Here is a 26798-nt window from a genome sequence, read left to right as displayed (position 1 = left end):
TTATTCTTGTATATTATAGATTCCTATTTCTGCAAGGCAAGGATTTAATCTTGACGATAAAATCCGCAATCTTACCTTATCAGTAATAATAGTATTGAATCGTATCAATCGTTTATAACCAATAGTTGTTCCTTTTGTCGTTATTTTCCATGCTGTTCCATCCCAGTAGTCTAACTCAAAGGCTTCAACTCTTTGACCCATCCTTATATTTTCCTGTAATTGCACTACGTTAAATGATGCAGGTGATTTTAGCTGTAGTTCAATTACAGTTGTAGTGGCATTTCCTTTTGTTGTAAAATGTGTGGCATTTTTGCCGTCAAGTATGTATCTTGTATTTACGCCATTAGCAGATTTTATCTTTGAACCACTAGCAAAATTGGTCTTAAAAAGATCATCTCTCAATTGTTTCCATTGCTCCAATGCTGCAATATCACTTTCATGAATCAATCCTCTTTTATCTGGCGGAATGTTTAATAATAAAACACCATTGCGACCAACAGAATTGAAATAAATATCAAGGAGTTTCTCCGGCGACTTTACTTTTGAATCTTCTGCTTCATGATAAAACCAACTTGGTCGGATAGATACATCGATTTCGGCAGGATACCAAACCAACCCTTTTGCTTTTCTGATTTTTTCAAGGCTCCCCAAATCATCTCCTCTCATATCACCATTTGGTGTAAATGCAATATTTTTTTGCGAATTAGCTGCAATTGTTGACTGGCTTAAATTATCCGTAGGCACTACACTCCATTCTGTTTCTCTGCCGTATCCTGTTTCTGTTCCAACCCATCTTACATCCGGACCCATGATTGCTATTACAGCCTGTGGTTGTAGTTTTCGGATGAGTTGATACCATTTTTCAAAGTAATATTCTTGTTCTACGCTTTCTCCTTTTGCCCCGTCAAACCATACTTCATCAATCCTACCATAATGGGTGAGCAATTCGGTTAGTTGCTCCATAAAAAATTCATTGTATTTTTCATTGTCACCATAGTACTGAGAATTCATGTCCCAGGGAGAAAGATAAATGCCAAATCCAATTTTCATTTCTTTGCAAGCCTTACTTACTTCTTTTACCAAATCACCTTTACCATTTTTCCACTGACTCGCAGCCACTGAATGGTTTGTTGTTTTAGTAGGCCAAAGGCAGAACCCATCATGATGTTTGGCTGTTAATATCACCTGTTTGATGCCTGCATCTTTTGCAATCCGAACCCATTGCCGGGCATTCAAAGCTGAAGGGTTAAATATTTTCGGGTCTTCTTTTCCAGTTCCCCATTCTTTGCCGGTAAATGTATTTACACCGTAATGAAAAAAAGCAGTCAGTTCCAATTGTTGCCACCTTAACTGCCCTAATGATGGAACGACTGTAGCAGCCTTTCGTATAATGTCTGCTTCGGTATCATTTGCATCGAAAAAAACATAATTTTTCTGTTGTGCCAGAACAGAAACGCAACAGAATGAAAAAAATGATATAATTAAAATAAATTTCACTTAACTCTTATTTTAAAGGTTGACGCAGGAAGATTTTCAGAATTACTAAGATTTCCATCACTAAATGGCTTCCAACCGTAATAGATAAATTGTGGTTTAGAACTTACAGAAATGACGATGCCGCTATCGGCAAAATTGGCCTCTATTTCATTCTGCCCATCAGTTGAGAACCCCCTTAATGGTTTAGCATCTGATGTTTTCAACCCATTCGCTATATGGTCAAATTGCACAATCACTTTACCATTGACGTAAATGGCCTTTACAGGCAATGGTCCGGAAGGAGTTATATTTTGTTTATACGCTTTGTTCAATGCCCATCTAGCTAATCGTTCGCCAACAGTTTTTTTATCACGAGGATGCACATCATTCTGCAAGCCGATATCGCTCGTAATAGCCATGCCTGCATAATTAGTTTCTTTTAATAGCTGTAATTGTTCATTTCTAAACATTGGCCAATACTTTCTTTCTATAGAAGAAAGTTGTACCCAATAAATTGGAAGCTGACTATTGTTCCAGGCTTCTCTGTATTCTTTAATGAATACTTTAAATAGCTCTTTGTATTCATCAACCCGTTCTAGTTCTTCTGCATTACTTTCACCTTGATAAACCAAGACTCCTTTCACCGGAAAATTTCGCAGTTGATTAATCCCTGCTTTAAAAGCAAAACCTGGTTTATAGGCATGATTTGGACCTAATTCATCAGCTGGAACATTGTTATTATTTCCCACATTCTGTAACCCTCGTTCTCTAATCCAAACTGGTAGGGCATCGTTTGTAAGCCAGTTTTTATTTATTTTTTTTCTGAATATTACATGTTGAGATAGTGCTTCTATACTGATGAATGTTTCAAGTGGTGCACCGCCAATAGACAAGTTTATAATACCAATTGGAACACCCATTTCAGAAAAAACCTTTTTCGCAAAATAGTAGGCAACTGCACTCATTAACTTAATGGAACTACTATCACAATTCTTCCATTCGTTCCAATCATAAAATCTTTCTTTTGTAAGTCTCTTAACTAGAGAATCTGTATAAGGAACACCAAAAACATTTCTACCAGTAGGTGGCGGGTTTAATAGTCTGATATAAGGTTGATAAGTGTCATATATTTCACCCTGCCAGTGTTGCTCTTTTATCATCGGCCATTCCATGTTACTCTGACCTGTACATATCCATACATCGCCAATAAGTATATTCTGAAACTGTACTACGGTATCTCCACTGCTAATAATTAATGACTGAGGCTCACGTGTGGCTGGTCGTTTAGGCAAATAGACTTTCCATACTGAATCTTTTGTTGCTACACTCTTACGAAGCGTAGAACCTAATTTCACCTCCACCATCTTTCCCGGAGCAGTCTTTCCCCATATGGCAATAGGCTCTTCCCTTTGCAAAACCATATTGGAAGAGAAAACTTCGGCTATCTCAAATTGAGCTATCGAAGAAAATGGGAAAAATAATATGATAACAAGAATGCTTTTCATTAATTCTCAAAATCAATATTGTTCAATTAAGTTCTGCTTCCATGTATTTTTGAAGTAAAGCAATTTGATTTGATGCTCTAATTAGGTTTTGACCTGGATAGGATGAACCATAATATTTATCATCATTCAAATAGTCTGTAAGAAAACGGAGTGCCTGCATATAGATACTGAATTTGCCAGCATAGAAAAAGTATTTTTTTTCAAAGGCTGTCAGTTCATCCTGCATCTCACTCATATATCCATCAACAATGGCTTCATAATATTCCTTGCGAATTATAATTTTGCTAAAATCCTTTTCCTCTTCACTTACCGGTGATAAGTAAGTACGCATCATATCTCCAACATCGCTTATAAAGTAGCCGGGCATGACAGTATCAAGATCTATTACGCAAAGTCCTTTATTGTTTTTATCAAATAATACGTTATTAATTTTACTGTCGTGATGTGTAACTCTAAGTTTAAAATCGCTAGTGTTTTAATTTTTTTAAATTCCGCTACAATATTTGACCATTTTTTTAACTGGATGATTAAAGTGTCGGATTCCTTTAACCTGTTATTGTTCCCACTTTTTAGAGAATCCTCAAATTGCTCATATCGGAGAGAAAGGTTATGAAAATTCGGAATCGTTATTTTGAGTTTTGAACAATCAAAATTGCTGAGGACAGCAGTAAACTTTCCAAACTGTTTTGCGCCCTCGTATGCTTGGTCAGGATTTTCTACCACATTTATTGCATGGGAATCCTGTACAAAAGGGAAGACCCTGAAATAGCTATCTTCATTTTTGTAAACAAGTTCACTACCATCAAAAGTCTTGACCGGAGAAACAAAAAAATAATCAGGATGCTGACATTTTAGATACATGCTTATTTCTTCAATATTAAAAGCAATGTTTTCAGGATTTTGAAATACCGTGTTATTTACCTGTTGTAGAATAAATGCATGTTCATTCTGTGCAATCTTCCAGGTTTGATTAATCAAGCCCTGGTGTATCGGTGCAATCGTTACCTGACTGGCGTTTAACCCAAATTCTTTTAGTACTGAATCTAATATCATAGGAATATTTGCTGTTAAAACTCATCAGTTAATGCAAACACTGGTTTCCGGTACATCCATTTACCATTGGTAAAGTCAGGAAACTCAATCGTCTCGTTTCCTTTTTCAATGGAAATTTCACTTAATGGCGTGATGGCACTCCAAGAAGCAGCGTCATATACATCCATTGGGGTGGCAATATTTCGTTTAATTGATTCGACAAAAGAATGTATCACAAAAAAATCCATTCCACCATGACCTGCACCTTCTGTTTCTTTACTCCACCTTGCCCAAAGTGGGTGATCGTACTTATCAAACCACTCTTTGGCAGCATCCCATTGATGTGGCTTTGATTGCCCCTCAATATGTACTCCTTTGGCTACATCCATCCATAAACCATTTGTTCCTTGTACACGGAAACCAAGCGAGTATGGACGAGGCAGATTGGTATCATGCTGCAATAAAATAGTTTCACCATTGGCACAGCCAATATTAGTGGTAACTACATCACCTAATTTGAAATTGATCTTGGCATTTGGATGGTCAACCCCACATTTTTTTACAATGTGGTTATGCAATCCTCTTGCTTTAGAAGAGAAGGATGAAATATTTACAAACCTGTTTCCCCTGTTAATATTAATACAATGAGCTATGGGGCCAATCCCATGTGTAGGATATAGATCACCATTACGATGTACAGAATGATGGGTGCGCCATCTTGCTTCACTCCAACCTTTATCGCCAAACTCACAACCTTTTCCATAGGCATCAATGCCATTATTAAATTTTACTTCACGCAGGTCATGCTGGTAACCGCCCTGTAAATGCACCATTTCTCCGAATAAACCCTGCCGTACCATATTTAAAGCAGCCATTACATCCCTACGGTAGCAAACATTTTCCAACATCATTACCTGCGCATTGTATTGCTCTGTTACTTTTACTACATCCCAATGGTCTTGCAGTGTTATGCCAAGCATTACTTCCGTACCTACATATTTTATTCCCGCCTGAAGTGAACCTATGATCATTTCTTTATGCCATTCCCATGGAGTAGCTATAATCACACCGTCTATATCTTTTATATTCAACATTTTTTTCCAGGCATATGGGTCGCCAGTAAAAACTTGTGGCATCTTCTTCCCACTCCTTGTGATCATTTCTTTCGACCGGGAAAGCATACGATCATCAATATCGCAAATAGCGATCAGCTCTACATCTTGTCTGCGCAGCACAAGGTCAAGATGGTTTTGTCCACGTAGACCAGTACCAATTATTACTAATCTTACTTTCTCTTTCAGATTAGCAGCAAACAAATTAGTTGCAGGCAATAGGGCTAATGATGCTGCACCAAGTGCTGCGTTTTTGATGAATTGTTTTCTTTGCATATAATAATTTTTTTCCTTATTTCTTTATTTTAATAGTCGACGAATCATGAGTAACAATAAAGTGATACTTATAACTTTAATCAGACAACAATATTAAATCCTGTGAAGGGCTAGGTAATCCCAATGCTGCCATTTCGATAAACACCGCATCTGTTGCAACTTGTGTGGAAAGTTTCATCCCCCATTTTTGAAAAAAAGAGGTAAGATTTTTTCCGCTTATGCTACAAGCCTTCAGCATAAACCATCTCATTTTTGTATCAGTTGTTGTTGGTCTAACAGTTTCTCGTCTGGCCTGACGATGAAGTTCATGATAAAAGCTATCGCTAAAAGCAAGTTTCAATTGCTGAAACATGCAGAGCCTTGTCCATACACTTGCATTACTCCCATTGAAATTTCGTTCAGATTCAGGACGAGCTAAGTAAGTGATCGTATTATTCCATTCGTTTTGAGAAGTAAGTCTTGTTGGTGTTATTCCCAATGCTTTTTCAACCGCTATACTGTAAATATTCACTGTTACTTCACCGAGTTCACTCCACGTCCATGAACCCTGTTGATGCATGTGTCCTAATTCATGCCAGGGTCCCCAGCTAAAATTGTCTGCCTTTAGAATTGAGGGTATCCCACCGGTTACAGAACTATAAAAAGTGCGATAAAATGTTGCTGCCATAAAGTAACCAGGATGGTCTGTTTCTGTCATCAGGTATTTGTGTACATTGGGTTGATCAATAGGATCATTACCAAACAGACCACTAATGCTGTCTTCAATAGCAATTACCCTGTCAGCTTTTTTTATTAATGCTTCTTGGCTTTCATTTTTATAAGTTTTTGCATTTGCCAATGAAAAAGTAATGATGGTTTTATTGCCCACTAATTGTACATCGGGAACATTATTGATATTATCAACCATCTTAACCCAATCAGCCTGCGTGGTTCTACCCAATTGATAATATGGTATGGGTCTCATACCGGAAACAAATTTCAATCTTACTCTGTCGGTCGGGTTGTCGTTATGAAATCTCACATAGATGATACCTCCAATTGCATCTGTAATAGAATTAATCCCTGTTGTTAAGGTATGAGAAGTGGGATTCCAATTGGCTTGGTAACGAGAATAAGTACCTACAAGCAAGGTAGGTAAACGTGTGCCAATTTCTGCTGTTACTTCAATAGTCAATACTGTTGAGGCTGGTAAATAAAATCCTGTTGTATAAAAATCAGAAGCTGGCATATTTTGCGCTAACCTTGTTGCTTCTTTTGTACCGGAAACAGTTTCATTCACAATTAAAATACTGTCTGCTGTTTTTAAAGTAACTGAAGCTAGTGGTGGCGGTACTGATGGCACTGGCGGTGGTGGAGTAACATTGCCCCCATCATTATTCTTTTTACAAGCTGTCAATACTATTATAACCATCATTGCAAACAAGAATATTTTTTTCACCTTTTTATTTTTTATTTTGTCTCAAATAATTATTAAGTAACTGCATACAATACCATTCCTGTCTTGGTAAATGAAAAGGGCCTTTGTATAAATTGCCTTTGGCAGTTTGTGCAATACTTCCATCCTTATGCAGATAGCCAAACCATTCGCCATTTTGTTTGTCATAGAAATGCTTGTATGAATATTCGTGAACCTGTTTATGCCATATAGCATACTTTTCATTTCCTGTCGTTAAGTATGCAAGCAGTGTTGCAATGATTACTTCATTATGTGGCCACCAGAATTTCATATCCTGCCAGTATTCCTGCACCGGTTTATTATATACATCACGGAAATAGAGAATACCGCCATGCTCTTTATCCCAGCCTCTTTCCCACATATAGTCAATCATGCGACAGCCTAAATCAATCAAATGTTGGTCATTGTTTCGATACAGAGCTTCGTGTAGGATAAACCATGCGCCCTCAATAGCATGACCAGGATTAAGGGTTCTACCATCGATATGATCAATTATGCTCCCATCTGGTGCCACTTGCTCCATGACACATTGAATATCATCTTTCACAAAGTCATATTCAATCTCTTTAATCCATTTTTCAATCCATTGATCACAGCGCGGATCTCCTATGGTATCCCTGAGTTGTTGAGCTGTATTGATCATTATCATAGGTACTCCAATACCTTTGGATGGTCGAATATTTGTAAACTTTGGCTGCAGGAGACCGGGAATAGTTGCATACTCAATACACTTCCCAAAAACTTTTCTTGCTCGTTGAGCTGCATCTTCATTGCCACTTGCTTTTGCATAAGCAGCGGCTGCGATTACATAAAATGTCTCGGAAAAAAAATACCTGCGTTTTCGTAAAGGCTTCCCATCTCTAGTCATATGAAAGAACATCTGTCCGTCAGCATCAAAGCAATATTGATTTAAGAAATCATACCCAAGTTTGGCGCCGTCTAGCCATTCTTGTTTTTGCTCAACTGTGTTATAGAGTGTCGAAAGCATCCATGTTGCCCTTCCTTGTATCCACACAGCTTTATCATCATCAATGAGGCTACCATCTGCATCTCTCATAAATAAAAAACCTCCGTATTCCTGATCAAAAGAACGAGGAAACCAAAATGGGATCGTACTATTCAACAATTGTTTTGAATAAAACTCTTGCAGCACTTCTAACTCTTTTCTATCGTAGCCCATACCTGTTATTATTTAATAATCTCGTTTACTTGTATTTTTAAAAAGTATAGATCCTTAATTCCTTCATATAAAATACCAATGGTATGATCATCAATTTGTGTAAGGGATGAATATCCATACCCTTGTCTTTCATCAACTAATAATTGATGGGCAGGCAACCAAGTTTGTCCATAGTCCAAACTTGCCTTGATAGTCATATTGTAACGACCTGCTGTGGTATTTGGGTTACTGAAGAAAAGAACATCTCGCATAACCCCTTTCACTTTTACTCTTGCTTTAATTAAACTAGCCATACAAACTGGATCAGGTAATGCATTATATGATGTAGCATGTTCTGTCCATGTTACTCCAAGATTATTGGTAGTGGCTACACTTCTGAATCCACCCCGATTATCACGCATATTCAGCATTAATGTACCTGAAGTCGTTTCCACGACTTGACTCTCAGTTGTATTCGATTTGGGGCCATTGATTTTTCCATTCCATGAATTACCGTGATCAGCACTATAAATAATAGTTGAAAAGGGAACTTTATTTTCATTCCAATATTGTGCTGCAAAAACCAGCTTACCATCCTGCATAGCAATCCCACTTCCGGGTCCATTAAAAAATAAATGCCATGCTTTATCCTTGATTTGCGGAGTGATGGTGTATGGATTTGACCAAGTCAATCCATCATCATCACTACTAACCAAAACAAATTGCCCGGTTGTGTCTGGAGAAATACCCGGTAAAGAACCGGCAATAGACCTATTACCTTTACTCCACAATGCAGCTACCCATATTTTTTTGGTAATAGGATCAAACAATATAGAAGGATCACCTACACCATTATTTTCGTGTGGAGCGCCCATATCCATAATCACTTTCATTGGCTGCCAAGTCTTGCCACTATCTATACTTCGACTTAATCCAACATCAATATTGCCCGGTAAATCGGAGCTATTTTTATACCGGATATCGTAGACTGATAACAGTGTTCCTTTATCGGTAGTTACTATACCTGGAATACGATACGTATTAACTTGATCAGCGCCAGCTTTACGAACAACCACTCCGATATGCTTGTCGTAAACAGATTTACCTTGTTGAACTAGTAACTGATTCCCTTTGTTGTCAGTCAATTTTTGACAAGTCAGTTTAATTTTATGGTCAATCGCTGCTTCACTTTTCAATACAATACTGAACCAGATAAAATGAACCCCAGGCCTAAGTTTGATATTAAGAGGAATGTCAAATAAAGAAGCTGATGGAACTATTGATGATATGAGTTGTTGGGTCGAAAACGGTTCACCACCTGTAAGATATACATCGATCTTTTCGATACTACTAATGACTTGAGCATTTATAGTACAATTGACTTTTTGATAGAATTGTTCCTTTTTTTCACTAGGTATAGAAACAGCAACGCGTAGTATCGGATTAGCAGACACTCCTTTCAATACCGGTATTGCAGGTGAATAAGCAGTTGCCTGAATAGTTTCTGGTGAATTTATTCCTGCATTTTTAAAATAGCTAAAGCTGCTATTTAAAATGAACAGGAAGCATAGCGTTACATAAAAAATTATTTTTTGCATAATTTCATTTTACTCATCAATAAAATCATTCTGTTTAGGTCGCAAAAAAGAAAGTTGGATAATCAAAGCGACAGCAACAACACCCGCTAGCATGGCAAAGTCCTTTCCCAGATTCCCGGCATCCGTTGATTTACCTAAAAAGTCAGTAATGAATGCACCGGCAAATACACCTGTCATATTCATTAATCCATAAGCAGTAGCGCGGTATTTGATAGAGACAAACTGACAGAGTATAGGCATATTATTGGCATCAAACATTCCGTAACCAAACCCAAAACAAAATGCTGCACCAACCACGGCAAAAAGTGAGTGACCAAATCCGATAAGTAATACTGCGGGTATGGTAAGTCCTAAACCTATAGCACTGGTATAAATCCGTCCTTTAATATTTTTCTGAACCCAGCGATCTGATAAAATACCTCCAAAAATTACTCCTAAGAAAGAAGATGCTGCAATTGTAATGGTAGATAACGGCCCTGCCTTTGCCATATCTATTCCTAAATTCTCAGCAAACAAGGTGGGCATCCAGTTTTTAACAGCCCAGCCGGGTAAACTTGGCATAGCAAAGTAGAATAGAATAACCCAAAAAGCTATGTTGGTAAATAACAATCCAAAGCCTTTAAATAAGCCTATTTTCTTGTCATCATTATCGATTACATATAATGTGTCCTTTTTTTTATCCTTTAAGAAAAAAAATAACCCGAGAGAATACAGAATTCCGATTATACCAAATGATTGAAATGCTACCTGCCATGAATAATGATGCGCAACAGTAGCCCCAAAGCCACCTAATGCTTGACCCATATATAAGCCTGTCATATGTATACCTACTGCTAAGGATCTAGTTTTAGAATCATGAAACTCAGTAATTAGCGCCAGCCCTGCAGGAATATATAAAGCTTCACTTACTCCCATAATAGCCCTTAGCCAATATAGTTGATCAAAAGTTGTTGCATACCCCATTGAGCAAGTAACCGCAGACCATACAAATAAACTGCTAACGATAACCCATTTTTTACTGATTCGATCAGCGATCATTCCAGCGAAAGGGCTCATGCTTCCATAAATCCAAAGAAATACAGCCATCAATCTACCAAAGTTGGTAGCAGACTGTAATTCCTGTATATCGATCATCATAGATGGCTTCATGGTACTGAGCATCTGCCTATCCATATAGTTTAATAGTGCCACTACCCACAATAGCCCTACAAGTATCCACGGATATTTTTTTGATATGCTCATGGTTATAAACGGGAAATTTTAGCCATTAAAATTTGCGATGTTCTAATCCCTGCTTTTATTTCTCCGGTCGGAATAACTACCTCTTTACCCCAATAAAAAGCATTTGTCGTAACAGGTGTAGGATATGGAATCAACCCAGCCATTTTAGTTGATTGAGTCTGTATATTATAAAGCAGGATCTCTTGACTAAACCCAGGATGAGAAAGAAGAACTTGATTTTTTTTCAAGACCAATTCTTCTTTTTCTAGTTGCGTGGGAGCTTTATTAATTAGTGATAAATAATTTTCAACCTTACTAAAGGTGGTTCCTCGATCGCCACCAAACAAAAGAATATTGCCATTTTTTGTTGCAACACCAGTACCCGCAGATAGTGGATATGGCAAAGGGGCTAATTCAGACCATTTTTGTTGTAGAACATTGAATTCATATACTGTATTATACAATTCACTAATTCCCTGACTGGTTTTTCTTCGCCCTCCAACCATATAAAGTTTTAAAATACCTGAAGATTTTATTGCTACAAAAACCCCATGTGATATTTGTTTTGGCATAGAAGGCAACTGGCTCCAACCTGCATGTATATCATTAAGATCAATTACCCAAAGCATATTTGAAACACCTTCTTGAGTTTCTCCTCCTAGTACGTAAACAATATTATTATAAGAAATGGCAGATGCATTACTAACGGCTAAGGGTAAAGCTGGTAAAGATTCAATAATAACAGCGCTAGCATAATGATCCCATTTCAATAAAAATACCTTATCAGAAATACCCTTTTCACTTTCTCCACCGGCATATAGAACTCCCTTGGGTGTTGAACAACTGGCTGCATAAGCTATATTCTCTGGCAACTGATATTCATCTGTTACCAATGAAAGCTTCTGACCTCTTTTCTTAAAACTGTAGACTTTATTATGAAATATTTTTTTTCCACCTTGCCATGGCATACCATCCGGGAAATTAGCCCCTCCTGCAACTAACAACCTATTGCCAGAGATACCTGTTATTGGACCCGCTAATCCAAGCCCTTCCTTTTGTTGATTATTCGAAGGGAGCACACCTGCAATATGCCAAGTATCTTGAACAGATTTTTTTTGTGCAAAAAGTTCTCCAACAGATGACATAAAGAGAATTATTATAATGGGCAGAGCAATTTTCATGGAGTTTAAACTGATGTATTTGTTACTACCTCATTCGTATTTTTAGCAAGAACAGAACAAAAGTTATTAAAACCAATTTTACCGGTATCATTTACAAACTGCTCGTAGTCAGTTGAGTCCAAATTTTTAACCGGTAGTCTGAACTCTCCACAATTTAGACCAATCAATTTCATATAAGCTTTCCCGGTAGCTATACCTCCATACTTACCCAATAAACGGATCATTTCTATGGACTGTAGCTGAAGTGTTCGGGCATTATCTAAATCATTTTGTTGAAATGCCTCAATTAAACGATTGTATAAAGGTGCTGCATAATTAAAAGTGCTTCCCACTGCACCAGTTGCACCCACTGCTAATGCAGATAGCATATTTTCATCTCTTCCCCACAGCATATCATATTTCCCATTTTGATAACTCAGGCAAGACTGAAAATCCATAAAATCTTCATGTGTGTATTTGATGCCGGCAAAATTTGGGACCAACCCATCAACTTCTTGCAATAATGAATACATAGATATATCAACTCCTGTTAATACAGGAATATGATAATAATAAAATGGTAATTCAGGAACAACTGAGGCAATTTCCTGACACACTTTGGCTAATACTTTAGCATTAACTGGCTTAAAATAAAAAGGAGCAGTTATGGAAATCGAATGAATGGGAAGTTGACTTACTTTTATGGCTAAATCTTGACATTCTTTTATACTCGTACCACCCAACAGTAACATCACTTTAAATTCCGGATCATTCTTTGTGCAGCTAGCCCAGGCTTCTGTTACTAAATATTTTTCAGATGCACTCAGAGACACCCCTTCTCCTGTTGAACCGCATATAAATACACCCTTTACATTATTTTGCTTCAATAGCTTATAATAGCTTGGAATGATCTCATATGCAATTGATCCATCTCCTTTCATCGGTGTGAAAGGAGCAGCAATCAATCCGTTTATTTTTTCTCTTTTCATACAGTAAAATATAATTAAAAAACTTGAAAAACCAGGGGGTATTTCACCCCCCGGCTAAAACCAAACTACCAATTGAAAATTGCTTAATAACCTGGCGTCTGAGTTAACATAGGATCATTATTTAACATCCCCATTGAAATGGGTAATAATAGTTTAGCCTGTGTAGTAGGTGATAAATAGGTCGGATTAATATTTGCATATACATATGAATCTCCAGCTCTCCTAAGTGCCCACCATCTGCGACCTTCCCCAATAAACTCCCTCAGATATTCATCCAAAATCGCATTCATATTGTTTGCTTGAGATCCATTTACATAAACTGGAAATGTTGTGCCGTACGCTCTTCGTCTAATAGCATTAATTTCATTAGAAGGATCTTCTCCAAGTTTTGTTTTTGCTTCTGCTAATAATAAGAGCACATCAGCATAACGATAGATAGAAAGATCATTATTAAAGATTTGTGTTGTTCCTGATGTAGAACCCAACCATTTTGTTAATAATACCCCTCTAACACTATGTGGTGGAGCGGTAGAATATAAAATATTGAATGACTTTGAAATTCGCTGATCGGCTGGACCACTGGTTAATCTATTGATCATAGCCTGATTCAACCCAACTCTATTAGCACCGTTTACATAAGGATAAACAGAACTAACAGTTGGAGTAGGGGCTTGACTTAAAGAAAGTGTAGTAGCTTGAATACTATTCACAGTAAAACTACCAAATACACCTAATTGGGCTTGCTGTAATTCAAAATTGAGAGCAAAAATAATCTCAGGATTATTTGTCTTTTTTACCGGATCAAAAATATCTGAGTAATTTGAATTAAGATTTAAAGACGCTCCCTGTAATCTCTGTACCTCTTCTAAAGAAGTTTTTGCAATCGTTAAATCAGCAGCGCCTCCATTTTGATGGGTTGCTGTCCAAATATGCACATCCCCTTTCAACACAAGACTTGCGATTCTACTCCAGTAGACTCTTTTACCAGTTGATAAAGTATTGGTTGTTCCAAATAATCGCAATGATTCATCTATATCTTTTTTGATCTGTATTAGGATAGTATCAGCACTAGTTCTTCGTTTATAGGTTTCAGAAGCATTACTTATTGTTTCAATTGGTTCTAAGCTCAATGGAACAGGTCCCCATGTTCTTACCATATTATAATAAACATAAGCTCTCAGTCCATATAGCTCTGCTAAGGCTGTTGATTTTTCTGCATCCGGCAGAGGAGTTTGAGGATATAATTTTATTACATTATTCAAATTGTAAATAAGGTTATAAAAACCAGCCCAATCACCAAATGGAACATTGAGCGTGCTGATGTTATGACGATAAAGATTTTGTAATCCTCCATCAACTGATTCAGTAAATAATCCATCTGCCCAAATATCAGAACGCATTTCTCCGAGTTGAAAGAATGTTCCGGCATATGCTCTAACCCTGCCATAAATGCCATGATAAAGTGTTCGAGCAGCGTTGGGATCACGAAGAGCCTCCGATTTACTGATTACATCTTGGGGAACTACTTCATCCAATTTTTTTGAACAGGATAGGAATGTTGAGATTACCACTCCCAAGAGGAGTAGATGTTTAAAATATTTATATCTATATGATTTCATGGTTGTAATTTTTTAAAAGAATAATATTTTAGAGAATCGCTCTGATACTAAAGGTTAATCTTTTAGGTAGTGGAAATTTACCTTGATCAAAACCGCCTACTTCAGGGAAATTACCACTGTAGCCAGTGATATAAGTAAGGTTTGTACCGGTAAGGTTGATGCTTAATCCTTTGATTTTATTTTTTAAATATTTACCTAAAATCTTTGAGGATAGGTCGTGACTAACCGTTAGTTCTCTTAACATGATATAGTCTCCTTTTTCCCATAATTGAGCAGCCGGATTATTACCACTTGCATCAGTCGCATAATTTCTACCATAATTAGCCCAATAAAAGCGTGGCAAGCTTGCATTTGGGTTGTTGGGAGTCCAGGTATTCAGTGCTTCAGTCGTAGAATTCTGAGACCCTTGTACTTGACTTAATCCACGAACGATCTCATTATTCAAAATGACAAAACCAAAGGCATAATCAAATCCCGCATATAGCCTGAAGCCTTTATAGCTTGCTGCTAAATTAAAACCACCCATGTATTGTGGGGTAGTTCTACCTACATAAACAAACTGTCTGCTATCGATTGTGTCATTTTTATTTACTTGATACCAGCTAGCATCTCCTAGTTGTTTGATTCGTTTGTTTCCGTAAGGTAAAAATGCATTGAATACACCTGCATCTTTTGCAATTTCTCCGGCTGAACGATATATACCACTCCATTTAGGTGCCCATACCTCATCTAATCCAATTCTTCTGCCTTCTACTAATCCACCTACCTGCATCAGCTGACCAGGATTTTTAGGATCCCACACTTGAAAAGTTCCTTGTCTATTACCAGGTAATCCGTTAAACGGTAATTTCTTAGCATAACTTTTAACATGAAAAATATTAACCCCTGCTTCCAATGTAAATCCATCCACTTTTTTCGGTTCAATCAATTTTGCATTCACAGCAATTTCGAATCCACGATTTTGCAATTGTCCGAGGTTAGTTGTAAATCCTCCGAATCCTGTTTGAGAAGAAATACCCAATGAAGCAATTTTGTCAAAGACATTACGAATAAAATAATCGGCATTTACCATTATACGATCATTCCAGAATCCCACATCTGCTCCAATATTCAAACTATTGGTTCTCTCCCATCTAACATTTGAGTTAATGTATGATGCAACATAAGTACCACCGAAACCATTATATGTACCTGCATTATTAAAGACTTGTGATGTTCCAAAAAAGCCTAATGAATTTACATTACCATTCACCCCATAACTTAATCTTGGTTTCAGGCTAGTAATGTATTTTGAAATACCTGCTTTTTGATAAAATGATTCATTATGAGTATTCCAGCCAACTGATACACCCGGAAATGTTCCAAAATAGTTATCACGACTAAGTCTACTAGAGCCATCAACTCGAACAATTCCTGTGAACAAGTAACGATTTTTATAAGAATAATTCACACGTGTAATCCCAGAGGTAATTCTTTCCCAAGCATTGAAGTTAGAAGATGCTCCTGCCGGATTAATAATAGTTGTTCCTAGTACACTAGGGGGTGTAGATGCAGCTAACCAAGGAATTAAATCAGTTGGTGCACCCTGTGAAAAGCCTGAATTAACATAGCTCTTATAATCATAAAACTCAGTTCCTGCCAATACTGTCAAAACATGTCCGTTAAAATTCTTGTTGAATTGCAGGAAGGCATTGGTTGTGTATTGAGAAATCTTAGAGTTGTTAAAACTAGCAGTACGATTTGTATTAAATGCTCCATTATTACCTTGCTGAAAAGCTTTGGTAAAAAAGTTATTATTGGTGTATTGATAATAGCCTGATCCACTAACCAATAATTTTAAATATGGGAGTAACGTGTATTCAAGATTTACCCCACCCATGAACCTTTGTTGATTAGTGCTATTGATAGTAAGATTACTCCAGTAAAGTGGATTACCAAGTGTAACATCATTCGGGCCAGGTAAAATTGCACCTGATGTATCATTTTTATAACGCACAGTTGGAGCAACTCCAATATATCGTTGCATTAATCCACCAGCCGCACCACCTTCGGGATCTACACTCCCAAATCCACCATATGGTAACCCTTGTTCTACACCGTAGGCATTGATGTTGGTACTAATCTTCAAATTTTTCCCAACATTTAAACCACCATTGAAATTCATATTCATTCTCTTGAGATACGAACCAATGATCATTCCATCGTCCTTTACTGTTCCAAGAGACAATGCAAAATTTCCTTGTTCATTTGCACCTGAAAAATTCAAGTTATGTTCTACTGTTGTTACTTTCTGGAGTAATAATGCTTCTCGTTCTTTAACTGTAATGTCAGTAAAAAGAATACTATCTATTTGAGATGGATTAAATGGGTTGGGATCTACCAATAATTTCCATCCTGCTTTGTTCAATAAATGTCTATTTTGATTAGATACCAATTGTGTAGTATAAAGACCTGAGGCCGAAGTCCATCCATTATTTACAGCCCATCCCCATGCTCCAACTAATTGACCACGATCTGTATTCATGGCATTCGTATTATTATCGAGTGAGTCAGCTTTAAAACGTGCTTGTATACCAAGGCGATTCATCCTGATATAATCAGCTCCACTCAAATACTCAGAAGAATTCGGACGTATGAAATTGGTTGTATGACCAAAAGAATAAGAAACTTGCGACTTACCCTTTTTACCTTTTTTGGTAGTCAACAGTATTACACCATTTGCGGCTCTTGCGCCATAAATGGCAGTAGAAGCTGCATCTTTCAATAAATCAATGGATGCAACATCGTTGATGTCAATTCCATATAAAGATGGTACGATGATACCATCAACAATAAACAAAGGTGAACCACCTCCACCAAATTCGGTTCCACCTCGAAATGAAATAGAAGGTGTTGTTCCGGGTTGTCCGGTTCTTTGTTGAATTCTTAAACCGGGAGTATTTCCCTGCAAAACAGTAGCGACATTCGTAGTTGGGCTGTTTTCAAATGCCCGACTATTCACCGTTGTAACAGCACCTGTTACTTCTCGACGTGTCTGTGTACCATAACCTACTACTACTACCTCTCCTAACATATCTGTTTTTCGGATTAAGCCAATAGAATAAGATGTGGCGCTACCTACACGAAGTTCTTGTGTTGAAAATCCTGTGTAAGAAAATACCAATGTTTCTCCTGAAGCAGCATCAATACTAAATTCCCCTTGGTTATTGGTTTGCGTTCCAAGGGTTTTTCCTTTTACAAGTACTGTTACACCTGATAAGGGTTGCGCATCTTCATCAGAAACTTTCCCGGTTATTCGCTTTGTTTGAGCGTAACCCGAAAAAAAAGTAAAAAGACATGCGGTCAAGAAGCACATCTTTACTAAGGCAGATTTCATAATCGTAGTTTTGGTGTTTTAATTGTATTATGTATGACATAATAAATGTAGAAAGTTATCTTATCTTTACCAAAAAATAATTTTCCACAGATTATACTTATTGATTTTCAATAACTTGCATAAATTAGTAACTTGTATACATCTGTACGAGAATCATGCAACTCGAAATTTGTGGCAATGAAACAAGCGATTAAAGAAAATATTATTGGGATTTCAATCGACAATAGTTCACTAGTTGATAAAGTTGAAACCAGTCTAGTTGAATTACTACAACAGCAAAAACTAAAAGTGGGCGATTCTATTCCAAAAGAAATTGAATTAGCTGAAATGCTGGGCGTTAGTAGAACTGTGATCAGGGAGGCGCTCTTAAGGCTTCGTATTATGGGATTAATTGATTCAAAGAAAAAAAAGGGGGCTGTTATTACGAGTCCGGATCTTTTTGGAATTATGAGTAAAAGCATGAATCCCCATATTCTGGATCAAGACACCCTAAAAGATATGTTTGAATTACGTTTAGTTCTTGAAATCGGCATGGCAGATATCTTATTTAACAGAATAACAAAGAAAGATATTGCAGAATTACATCAAATCGTTCAAAATGAACCTCCCGTTACTCAATATCATTTGTTCAATATTGAACATGAAATTGCTTTCCATGGTAAGTTGTATGAAATAACGGGTAATGAAGCAATGAAGAAGTTCCAAAAAATGCTATTACCGATTTTCGATTACGTCCATCAAAGCGGTCTACTCAAAAAACAACCCTTACTTGAGACCTTTGTGTCGCATAAAGGTCTGGTAGAATTATTGGAAACCGGTAATGCAGAGAAATTCAGGGTTGGAATGAGAAATCACCTTGAGAATCATTTTAGGAGAATTTTTGATTAGCATGCATTTTAGTAATACCCCATTCCCTAAAATAGAAAATTCGAATAAATACTTGCATTCTTTCAAAAAACTGATGAAGAACTTATTCAGAAGCATGTATCATTCTTTTTATTTCAAAGGATAATCTGCAAAGGTTGTGTCTAACCCATTTTAACTGAAGTCATTGTTAATGAGCCTGCTACAGCTTTATCATTGAAAAAGGAAATTTGATCCTTGCTACCTTTCAGCCCTAGTGCATACAACAAAGGCAGGTAGTGTTCCGGTGTTGGAATGGCCAACATAGCTTCTTTACCCAGACTTTCATAATTTATCAACGGTTTGTGGTCGCCGGTTGATATCAAATTTTTAAATCTATCATTTATTTGCAAAGCCCAATCATATCCGTACCCAGGTACTTTCATTTTGTCCCATGCCACCATTCGGAGGTTATGCACCATATTACCACTTCCAATGATCAAAACGCCTTTCCTTCGTAATTGATATAATTCTTTAGCAAGATCATAATGGTATTGCGGCCCCTTAGTATAATCAATGCTCAACTGTAACACCGGAATTTTTGCATCCGGATACATATGTCTTACGATTGTCCAAGTTCCATGATCCAAACCCCAGTCATGATCTAATTCCACTTTGGTAGAATGTATCAAGGATACCGTTTCTTTTGCTAATTCTGGATTACCTGGCGCAGGATATTGTACGTCAAAAAGCTCCTTAGGAAAGCCCCCAAAATCATGAATGGTTTTAGGAAATTCCATTGCTGTAATCTGTGTACCTTTTGTGAACCAGTGCGCTGAAACTACCAATACTGCTTTAGGTGTTGGGATCTCCTTTGCCATTTGTGTCCATCTACGGTTAAACTCAGTGTCTTCAATTCCATTCATGGGTGAACCATGACCAACGAAGAGAACAGGCATTAGTTGCTCTTGGTTATCTAAATCACTAGTAAACTTATTAAAAGCTGATAATGTTGTCATGACTGCTGCTCCTGTTATAATTGTTGTAATAAATTGTTCTCTTTTCATTTATACACTCTTTGCTTTTTTCCAAATACTTCCTGCTTTTGAAACTACTCGATCTATTTTCTTACGTGCTTCAAGTTCATATAGGATACTTTCTGCTTCTTCTAAACTTTTATCATAGAATACAGCAAACTCTTTTAAGGTAACAGTATCATAGCCTTGAAAAATACTGTCATAAGTTGTTACTACCTCTTTTATTACATTACCCGGAATCAATTTCAGTAAAGCTTGCTCATACACTTGATAGGGTTTACTTCCGTATACTTTAAAACGGTTATCCTCTTCATCAACAAAATAAATGGTGGGAAACCCTCTCACCCCCCATTCTTTTGCCATTAAAAGATCATCCTCAAATAACTGTTTAGCATTATGCCGATAATCATGTTTGAATTGAATATGGTCTAAACCTACGTCTTTCGCTGCCTGCACCAGGTATTTTAATTTTGCAATATTTTTTTTCTCAATGAATACCATTTCTTTTATACGTCTCAGAAATTGATCTGCTTTGTGGTTGCCCTGCAGTTGGGCCGCTTTAAATGCAATGGCTGACGGGAATGAAGAACGCAACGGATCTTCGTTCCAAACATCTCCATCAATAGGCATATTGTAATAAGCACTAGCTTCCTCCCAATGCTGCGCTACGCTCTGTGGGCCGTTTACATCGCTTCCTCCATATTCACTCCAGCTTTTCAGTAATCCACCCATCCGGTATTCTATGTCAAAACTGGCACCATATTCCTGCTTCAATTTCCGCAGTTGTGGTTCTATACCCCAGCAGGAAGAACAAATTGGATCGGTAAAGTATAAAAGTTTTACTGGTTTACTAACTATCATATTTTTACTTTCGTTGGAAGCCTGAGGTATTTCACAGATCCCTGTTTCGGGATCACACATCATCGGGCTCATTTGTTCTTTATTACTCATCTTACTTAGTATTTAGTTAATAATACAATTTGGCTGTCCTCACTTATTTGCTAAATAATTGTGCAGCATGAGAAGTATTAGCATATTCATCAAGTCTGGTGATAAGACCATTTTCCACGATGAATGATTGCACCCAATCCTGTTCTAATAACTCTCCATTCTTTTTAATTCTTTGTTTTTCACTTCCCAACACTACTACACGGTTCCCGTTCTCGAAAAAATGGTTAGTTTGAAAGCCTTCTATATCGACATGTGTTATGATATTACCGATAAACTTCAGCACTTCATCTTTTCCGACATAAGTACCGTTGTAAGGAATTTCATCCGTGCTATGATAGACCCAAACGGTATCTTCTGACAAGGTTTTTTTCAATTCATCCATTTTGCCTGCGCCAAATGCTGCAAACATTATTTTTACTGTTTCTGTTGGGGTAATTGTTTTGTTTTCCATTTTTTTATTTTTAAAATTTACTTGATTTGATAGCACAAAGCTATAAAGCCAAAAAATCAACTCCATTGAGGATAAACAAGAAATTGTATTGATATTGATCAATGTCACTGCAACTGGTCCTGCAATCGCTATGAAAAGAAAACATATTGCTTTTTCAGATGGGCAGCATTTTGTACAGCCCAATGTATTTGAAATTTTATAACATTTGCGTCGAAATCAATCTTCTAAAAAAGCCTTCATTCCTTTGTGCAAATACCGGACAACTCAAATGCTGTTAATTGCTTTTTTATTGCTTATGCAGGATATTATATTGTTTTTGAAAATCCATCTGAGTTTCTTTCGATCTGTTTTTCTGCTCTAAATATTTTTTTGCTGCCTGTGCCATAGTAACCACTGCAGCACCCATCATGATGGTATCTTTTATGACCAGCCTGCCTGCGGCACTTAGATAAGGGAATCCTGATTCAGTGTCACCCAAGGCAGGCACCCATGTTTCTGATGAAGTAATCAAAAAGGATAAAGTAACCAGCGACATAATAAACGCCAAAAAACTACCTACCGCTGACAATGCCGGAAATAAAGGGTATAAAGCAATGAATAATCCGATTAATACAATAACTGCCCCCAATCCATACGAAAACAAATAGGTATTATTCTCTTGGTGCCAAACAATATTATCAGGTTTGTATTCACCTTCTTTATTCATGTATTTTTTATATTCGGGAGCATCATATTTATAAAAAAAACTCATCATGGGACTGTTTGCAACAAAAGGTATGATGCCTACTGCTTCATAGCGAAATGCTTTTAATCCACCAATCCAAAGCAATACAATCACCATTCCTATCCGGGCTATGTGAATTCCTGCATTTTGTAAGGAAGCCGCATATCTGAATAATTTTTCCATAATAAATTGCTTTAAAATATAGTATTGCTTAGTAAGCAACTGTAAATCTTTGACGCAGATGTTTCGGATTCTCTAGTTCATCTATAATTGCTACTGCCACATCTTCCACAGAAATCACACTTCGATTATTTTCATCAAATACCGGGTTATCTAGTCCAGTTCTATAAGTCCCTTTTCTTATTCCCGAGGTACCTTGGTGCATTTCTACTGCCGGGCTCAGGAAAGTCCAATCCAGTTCCTTTTCCTCTTTAAGTATATTCAGGTAATCCCTTGCTGCCAAAGCACCTGGTTTCCATTCTTCTGGAAACCCTTCGGTATCTACAATTTGTTGATCAGGGGCAACAAATAAACTACCAGCACCACCGACAACAATCAATCGTTTTATCCCGGATTTCTTAACCGCTTCCTGAATAGCTTGTGATCCTTGCAAAAATTCATGATATAGATTAGGGTTTGTCCATCCAGCATTATACGCACTAATTACAGCGTCATGCCTCACTATTGCATTTGACAATTCTGTTTCATTCAAAACATTCGCAACAACTACTGTTACATTTTCTGCTGGGGATATTTTATTAGCACTGCGTACAATAGCTGTTACCTGATGACCTCTTTGCAGCAACTCGTTTAAAATTGCATTCCCAACAAAGCCTGATGCGCCTATTAATGCCACTTTCATCTTCTTGATTTTAGTTTGTTGTTAATAATTATAGTCTTCCACTATTGATGTACGAGTAGAGACATTATTTGATCTATTACCCTGTAGCAGATAATCAATAGAATACTTACCACTACCCGCAAACAGCAGTACTATATATACCAACAAATATTGCAACGCAGGTTCTTGTTTTGCCAGTGGATCAGCAGCATGAATAATGAATGCCGCTACAAGCATCGTAATGATCAGAGGAACTACGGCTAACCTGGTCGCTAAACCTGCCATGATTAATACAGAACAAAATACTTCTGCAAATACCGTAAGCATCAATGATAATTCAGCACTCAATCCCATTACAGGGGGGAACTGCACCGGTGCCCCTGAAAGTAACATCATCATTTTGGGGATACCATGTGTTAACATTAATACTGCTATTCCCAATCTTGCTACGAGTAATCCGATATCTGTCATTGTATCGGCCTTACTTACATGTATTATTTTTTTCATTTTCTAAGTTTTTAATAGGATTCCTAACAGTTATTTTCTACTGAGGAAGTCTATATCAACATTTTATTATTGTGCTAAGTAACCACCATCTGCAGCATGGTAAGTACCGGTTACGAAAGAAGATTTGGAAGATGCTAACCAAAGAATCAGTTCTGCAATTTCTTCTGATTCACCTAGGCGTCCAATAGGATGTAAACCAACCAACGCTTTCATTGTTGGTTCATCTAAAGAAGTTAAAAGCGGCGTATTGATGTATCCCGGACCAACAGAATTGATACGAATTTTTTTATCTGCATATTCCAGTGCAGCAGCTTTGGTTAAACCAACCACACCATGCTTGGCTGCTACATAAGCCGGTGAAAACCTAGTACCTGTCTGCCCCAGAATAGAAGCTATGTTGATGATGCTTCCGCCTTTTGGTAACATCGCTGGAATTTGATAACGCAGACCATAAAAAACACCGGATAAATTAATGTCAATTACCTTTTGCCATCCATCCAATGGATATTCACCAGTGACCCCCAGCGGACCGCCAATACCGGCATTATTAACTGCAATATCCAGAGAACCATATTTTTCAATGGTCTGATTCACCAACACTTCATTATCGGAAGCTTTAGACGAATCTGCTTTCACAAAGAAAGCCTCACCACCTAATTTTTGGATTTCTTCAACCACATTGTTTCCATTGATCTCACTGATATCCGATACAACTACTTTTGCACCTTCTTGTGCAAAAAGTAATGCTGTTGATCTCCCAATGCCCGAACCTGCTCCGGTAATGAGCGCTATTTTGTTTTCTAGCTGTTTCATACTTTAATTTTTAATTGTTAACAATTAAGCCTCTCTTATGTCATTACTGTACAAACTCCCCATCTGCTTTTATACGAACTTCATTACTAATCATTGGAGGTGGAAATCCATTGCCGAGGTTAAAGTCTGCACGATTAATCACACCCGTAACCTGAAAACCGGCTGTCAGTTTTTTGCTCATTGGATTTTCAACAGCGCCTTTAAAAAGTAGGTCCATTGTAACCTGTTTTGTGACACCATGTAGGTTCAGATCTCCAATAAGTTTATATGAAGCCTTACCAACTTTTTTGATAGAAGTACTTTTAAAAGTCATCACAGGATATTTTTCCGCATCAAAGAAATCTGCACTTTTCAAATGGTTATCTCTTGCTTCAACCCTTGTATCAATAGAACTTGTTTTAGCAGTAAGCTCAAGCGAAGCATCACTAAAATCCGGTTGCGATGAGTTAATAGTAACATCAAAATCATTGAATGTACCTGAAACATCAGCAATACCTAAATGCGTTACTGTAAAGCCAAGCTGTGAATGGGCATCATCATTTTGCCATGTAGATAAGGCTACAGAAAATGAGGTTAACGTAAAAAATGCGGCGAGAATGAATGTTATTTTTTTCATTTTAATTGTTTTATTGTTATATGAATGATTAGTTGTGTAATATTTTCCAGCCTGCCAGCCAGTTATAGTTGTATTTGATCCCTAACTGAATCAATAAAAGCTGCATGCTCTCCAATGTTCTGCTTATTGATAAATCACCGGCTACTATCGGATTAAAACCTGCTGTAGTTACTAATTCTGAAACTGTTTGTAATGCTTCTTCATCATTACCGGCAATAAAAGCATCTACTTGTTTGCCATCAATCACAGGTGATGAAAAATCTGCCGCGAAAGTGGTATTGAAGGCTTTGATCACTTTTGAATTAGGCAATAATTTTTGCAGCTCTTCGGCGGCACTTGTATCTGACGCTGTTACCAACCCATCAAATGTTTCATTTAAAGGATTAGAGATAGAGATCACAATTTTCTGATTAGCTACTTCTTTAATTTTTTTAGCTACTTCTTTTTCTGCTCCGAACGGAAGAGCAAGAATGATAATATCCGCTTCCCAACCAGCTTCTGCCGGACAAACTGCCACCCCTACTTCAGCTTTTGTTTGAATAGATTCAATTTCCTTTACCAATACATCCAGCTTGTCCTCTTCATTGGCTTTTAATAGCAATCTGTAATTACCCTTAGAAAGGCTTTTTGAAATGGCTGAACCCATATTGCCTGTTGCTCCGATGATTGCAATTGTTTTTTTTGTCTTCATATTCTTTGTTTTTGATAGAGCAAAGCTACGCCGGTGCATACCCAAGCGCCATTGAGGGTAAGCAAGAAAAAGCATTGATTTTGATCAATGCTTTTCTCTCAAATGCGTTAAACTATTTAGCTGAAATTCTTTTCCTGATACGGCTCAATGTTTCCGGAGTTAAGCCCATGTAAGAAGCAATCATGTGTTGAGGTACACGTTGTATAATTTCAGGATAGGCTTTGGTAAAATTTGTATATCGTTCCTCTAAAGGAGAACTAATGATTGAGGTCAATCTTTTTTGCATAGCAATATACGCTCCCGTAATATTCAGTCTTGTAAAAGTTTCATATTTGGGGAGCTTTTGCAATAACTCTTCGTGTGCTGTTTTACTTATTAATACTAATTCGGAATCTTCTAATGCATCAATATTGTAAGTAGCAGGCTCACCTGTAAGAAAGCTGTAGAGATCAGAAACAATCCATCCTTCTATTCCAAATTGAATTATATGTTCATTACCACTATCATCTACGGAATAAGCTCTTAATGCACCTTTTTCAATAAAAGCATAACTTTTACAAACCTCATTTTCTTGTAATAGGTATTGTTTTTTTCTGAGCTTTTTTGGAATGAGATAATTTTTTATAAGTGTTTCTTCCTCCTTAGTGAGAGCAACTTTTGTATTAAAGTTCTGGAAGAATAATTCGTACATATAAAATTAAAATAAGAATAAATATCACAGACTCTATTGCTATAGCAAGGTAATTAATTTAAGTTAATCAATTTAAACATATAGACTAACAAATAAGTACACATGGCAGTAAAATTAAAGAGAAGCGTAATTTATTCATTATTTTAAGTCATTTAAAAGTTTAAAGTTAAAGTTCCCATTAATTCTTTTCGAATTCGAAAAGAAATGTAGAATCAAAAAAATTGCTTCGATTAAAATGCATAAGTCATGATTAAATATCTATTTGACATACAGTTTCCTTCCGCGCAGAGTGTACTCCCTCCACTCTACCCATCATCTTAAAAAAAGCAGTTTCTCGCATCATCTCCCGATCTCGCCTAGGGCGAGAGAGCGGACGTTGAGACGAACATCTTTTTTTGAACACTCTGTGGTGAAAGGAGCAAATGATACCGTAAAGCCAAATCAGTACTATTTTGAAAACTGTAAAGCTTATTCAGTATTATCCATCCATACTGTAAAGCTATATCCGTAAAATACCTATCAATTATAAAGTTTTTTCAGTGCAAGACAGTTCTAGACACTTCGTATCAGTAGTATACTTGTACCATGAATAAAACCAATATAAACCGTATATAAGCCCTATATAAGCCCATTATAAGCCCATATTTTAAGAAT

Annotated in this window: 24 protein-coding genes; 1 reads left to right on the top strand and 23 read right to left on the bottom strand. The window is 37.0% G+C overall.

The features are described from left to right. The 13 genes from ACTIEV_RS12305 to ACTIEV_RS12245 all read right to left on the bottom strand — a co-directional run bounded on the left by ACTIEV_RS12305 (position 1) and on the right by ACTIEV_RS12245 (position 17979). Entirely contained in the window at positions 1–1497 is a 1497-nt protein-coding gene (locus tag ACTIEV_RS12305) for an alpha-L-fucosidase (RefSeq protein WP_439516578.1), read from the bottom strand. Next, positions 1494–2981 (bottom strand): sialate O-acetylesterase, encoded by a 1488-nt coding sequence (locus ACTIEV_RS12300; RefSeq protein ID WP_439516577.1) that lies wholly within the window; start codon positions 2979–2981, stop codon positions 1494–1496. The genes ACTIEV_RS12305 and ACTIEV_RS12300 overlap by 4 nt, the downstream gene beginning before the upstream one ends. 22 nt (positions 2982–3003) lie before the next feature. After that, a complete protein-coding gene (locus ACTIEV_RS12295; protein ID WP_439516583.1) occupies positions 3004–3411 on the bottom strand; it encodes a hypothetical protein in 408 nt (135 codons plus the stop codon). Beyond that, positions 3366–4034 carry a hypothetical protein gene (locus ACTIEV_RS12290; RefSeq protein ID WP_439516576.1) on the bottom strand — a complete coding sequence of 223 codons (669 nt, stop codon included), beginning with the start codon at positions 4032–4034 and terminating at the stop codon, positions 3366–3368. The genes ACTIEV_RS12295 and ACTIEV_RS12290 overlap by 46 nt, the downstream gene beginning before the upstream one ends. A 14-nt stretch (positions 4035–4048) precedes the next feature. Continuing rightward, positions 4049–5401 (bottom strand): Gfo/Idh/MocA family protein, encoded by a 1353-nt coding sequence (locus ACTIEV_RS12285; protein ID WP_439516575.1) that lies wholly within the window; start codon positions 5399–5401, stop codon positions 4049–4051. A gap of 76 nt (positions 5402–5477) precedes the next feature. Then, positions 5478–6839, bottom strand: coding sequence for a M60 family metallopeptidase (locus ACTIEV_RS12280; protein WP_439516574.1), 1362 nt, complete (start codon positions 6837–6839; stop codon positions 5478–5480). Between the two features lie 4 nt (positions 6840–6843). Next, positions 6844–8037: an AGE family epimerase/isomerase gene (locus ACTIEV_RS12275; RefSeq protein ID WP_439516573.1), complete on the bottom strand. Its 1194-nt coding sequence runs from the start codon at positions 8035–8037 to the stop codon at positions 6844–6846. Between the two features lie 8 nt (positions 8038–8045). Then, entirely contained in the window at positions 8046–9614 is a 1569-nt protein-coding gene (locus tag ACTIEV_RS12270) for an exo-alpha-sialidase (protein ID WP_439516572.1), read from the bottom strand. A gap of 9 nt (positions 9615–9623) precedes the next feature. Then, positions 9624–10856, bottom strand: a complete 1233-nt coding sequence (locus tag ACTIEV_RS12265) for an MFS transporter (protein WP_439516571.1) — start codon at positions 10854–10856, stop codon at positions 9624–9626. 2 nt (positions 10857–10858) lie between these two features. After that, positions 10859–12016, bottom strand: coding sequence for a Kelch repeat-containing protein (locus ACTIEV_RS12260; RefSeq protein WP_439516570.1), 1158 nt, complete (start codon positions 12014–12016; stop codon positions 10859–10861). A gap of 5 nt (positions 12017–12021) precedes the next feature. Then, on the bottom strand, positions 12022–12984 hold the full coding sequence (locus ACTIEV_RS12255) for a dihydrodipicolinate synthase family protein (protein WP_439516569.1): 963 nt from the start codon (positions 12982–12984) through the stop codon (positions 12022–12024). 83 nt (positions 12985–13067) lie between these two features. Continuing rightward, entirely contained in the window at positions 13068–14603 is a 1536-nt protein-coding gene (locus tag ACTIEV_RS12250) for a RagB/SusD family nutrient uptake outer membrane protein (RefSeq protein WP_439516568.1), read from the bottom strand. A 28-nt stretch (positions 14604–14631) separates the two neighbouring features. Beyond that, the gene (locus ACTIEV_RS12245; protein WP_439516567.1) at positions 14632–17979 is read right to left on the bottom strand and encodes a SusC/RagA family TonB-linked outer membrane protein; all 3348 of its coding nucleotides are present in this window, start codon (positions 17977–17979) and stop codon (positions 14632–14634) included. Between the two features lie 177 nt (positions 17980–18156). On the opposite strand from ACTIEV_RS12245, the gene ACTIEV_RS12240 reads away from it, so the two are divergent. Next, a complete protein-coding gene (locus ACTIEV_RS12240; RefSeq protein ID WP_250685146.1) occupies positions 18157–18867 on the top strand; it encodes an FCD domain-containing protein in 711 nt (236 codons plus the stop codon). Between the two features lie 140 nt (positions 18868–19007). Here the strand turns inward: ACTIEV_RS12240 and ygiD are convergent, their stop codons facing one another. The 10 genes from ygiD to ACTIEV_RS12190 form a co-directional block, all read right to left on the bottom strand. Further along, on the bottom strand, positions 19008–19889 hold the full coding sequence (gene ygiD, locus ACTIEV_RS12235; RefSeq protein ID WP_439516566.1) for a 4,5-DOPA dioxygenase extradiol: 882 nt from the start codon (positions 19887–19889) through the stop codon (positions 19008–19010). After that, complete coding sequence (locus tag ACTIEV_RS12230; protein ID WP_439516565.1) at positions 19890–20810, bottom strand: DsbA family protein; 921 nt, start codon at positions 20808–20810, stop codon at positions 19890–19892. A gap of 43 nt (positions 20811–20853) precedes the next feature. Beyond that, on the bottom strand, positions 20854–21444 hold the full coding sequence (locus ACTIEV_RS12225) for a nuclear transport factor 2 family protein (protein ID WP_439516564.1): 591 nt from the start codon (positions 21442–21444) through the stop codon (positions 20854–20856). Between the two features lie 103 nt (positions 21445–21547). Beyond that, positions 21548–22168: a DUF417 family protein gene (locus ACTIEV_RS12220; protein WP_439516563.1), complete on the bottom strand. Its 621-nt coding sequence runs from the start codon at positions 22166–22168 to the stop codon at positions 21548–21550. Between the two features lie 28 nt (positions 22169–22196). After that, positions 22197–22847, bottom strand: coding sequence for an NAD(P)-dependent oxidoreductase (locus ACTIEV_RS12215; RefSeq protein WP_439516562.1), 651 nt, complete (start codon positions 22845–22847; stop codon positions 22197–22199). A 21-nt stretch (positions 22848–22868) separates the two neighbouring features. Then, positions 22869–23333: a DoxX family protein gene (locus tag ACTIEV_RS12210; RefSeq protein ID WP_439516561.1), complete on the bottom strand. Its 465-nt coding sequence runs from the start codon at positions 23331–23333 to the stop codon at positions 22869–22871. A 66-nt stretch (positions 23334–23399) separates the two neighbouring features. Further along, the gene (locus ACTIEV_RS12205; protein ID WP_439516560.1) at positions 23400–24146 is read right to left on the bottom strand and encodes an SDR family NAD(P)-dependent oxidoreductase; all 747 of its coding nucleotides are present in this window, start codon (positions 24144–24146) and stop codon (positions 23400–23402) included. Positions 24147–24189: 43 nt separating this feature from the next. After that, positions 24190–24762, bottom strand: coding sequence for a YceI family protein (locus ACTIEV_RS12200; protein ID WP_439516559.1), 573 nt, complete (start codon positions 24760–24762; stop codon positions 24190–24192). Between the two features lie 28 nt (positions 24763–24790). Beyond that, positions 24791–25453, bottom strand: a complete 663-nt coding sequence (locus ACTIEV_RS12195) for an NADPH-dependent F420 reductase (RefSeq protein ID WP_439516558.1) — start codon at positions 25451–25453, stop codon at positions 24791–24793. A 112-nt stretch (positions 25454–25565) separates the two neighbouring features. Continuing rightward, entirely contained in the window at positions 25566–26144 is a 579-nt protein-coding gene (locus ACTIEV_RS12190) for a Crp/Fnr family transcriptional regulator (protein WP_439516557.1), read from the bottom strand. Positions 26145–26798 lie beyond the last annotated feature (654 nt).

The organism is Sediminibacterium sp., from assembly GCF_051861365.1.
Taxonomy (GTDB): Bacteria; Bacteroidota; Bacteroidia; order Chitinophagales; family Chitinophagaceae; genus Sediminibacterium.
This window is presented reverse-complemented; position numbering and strand designations above follow the sequence as displayed.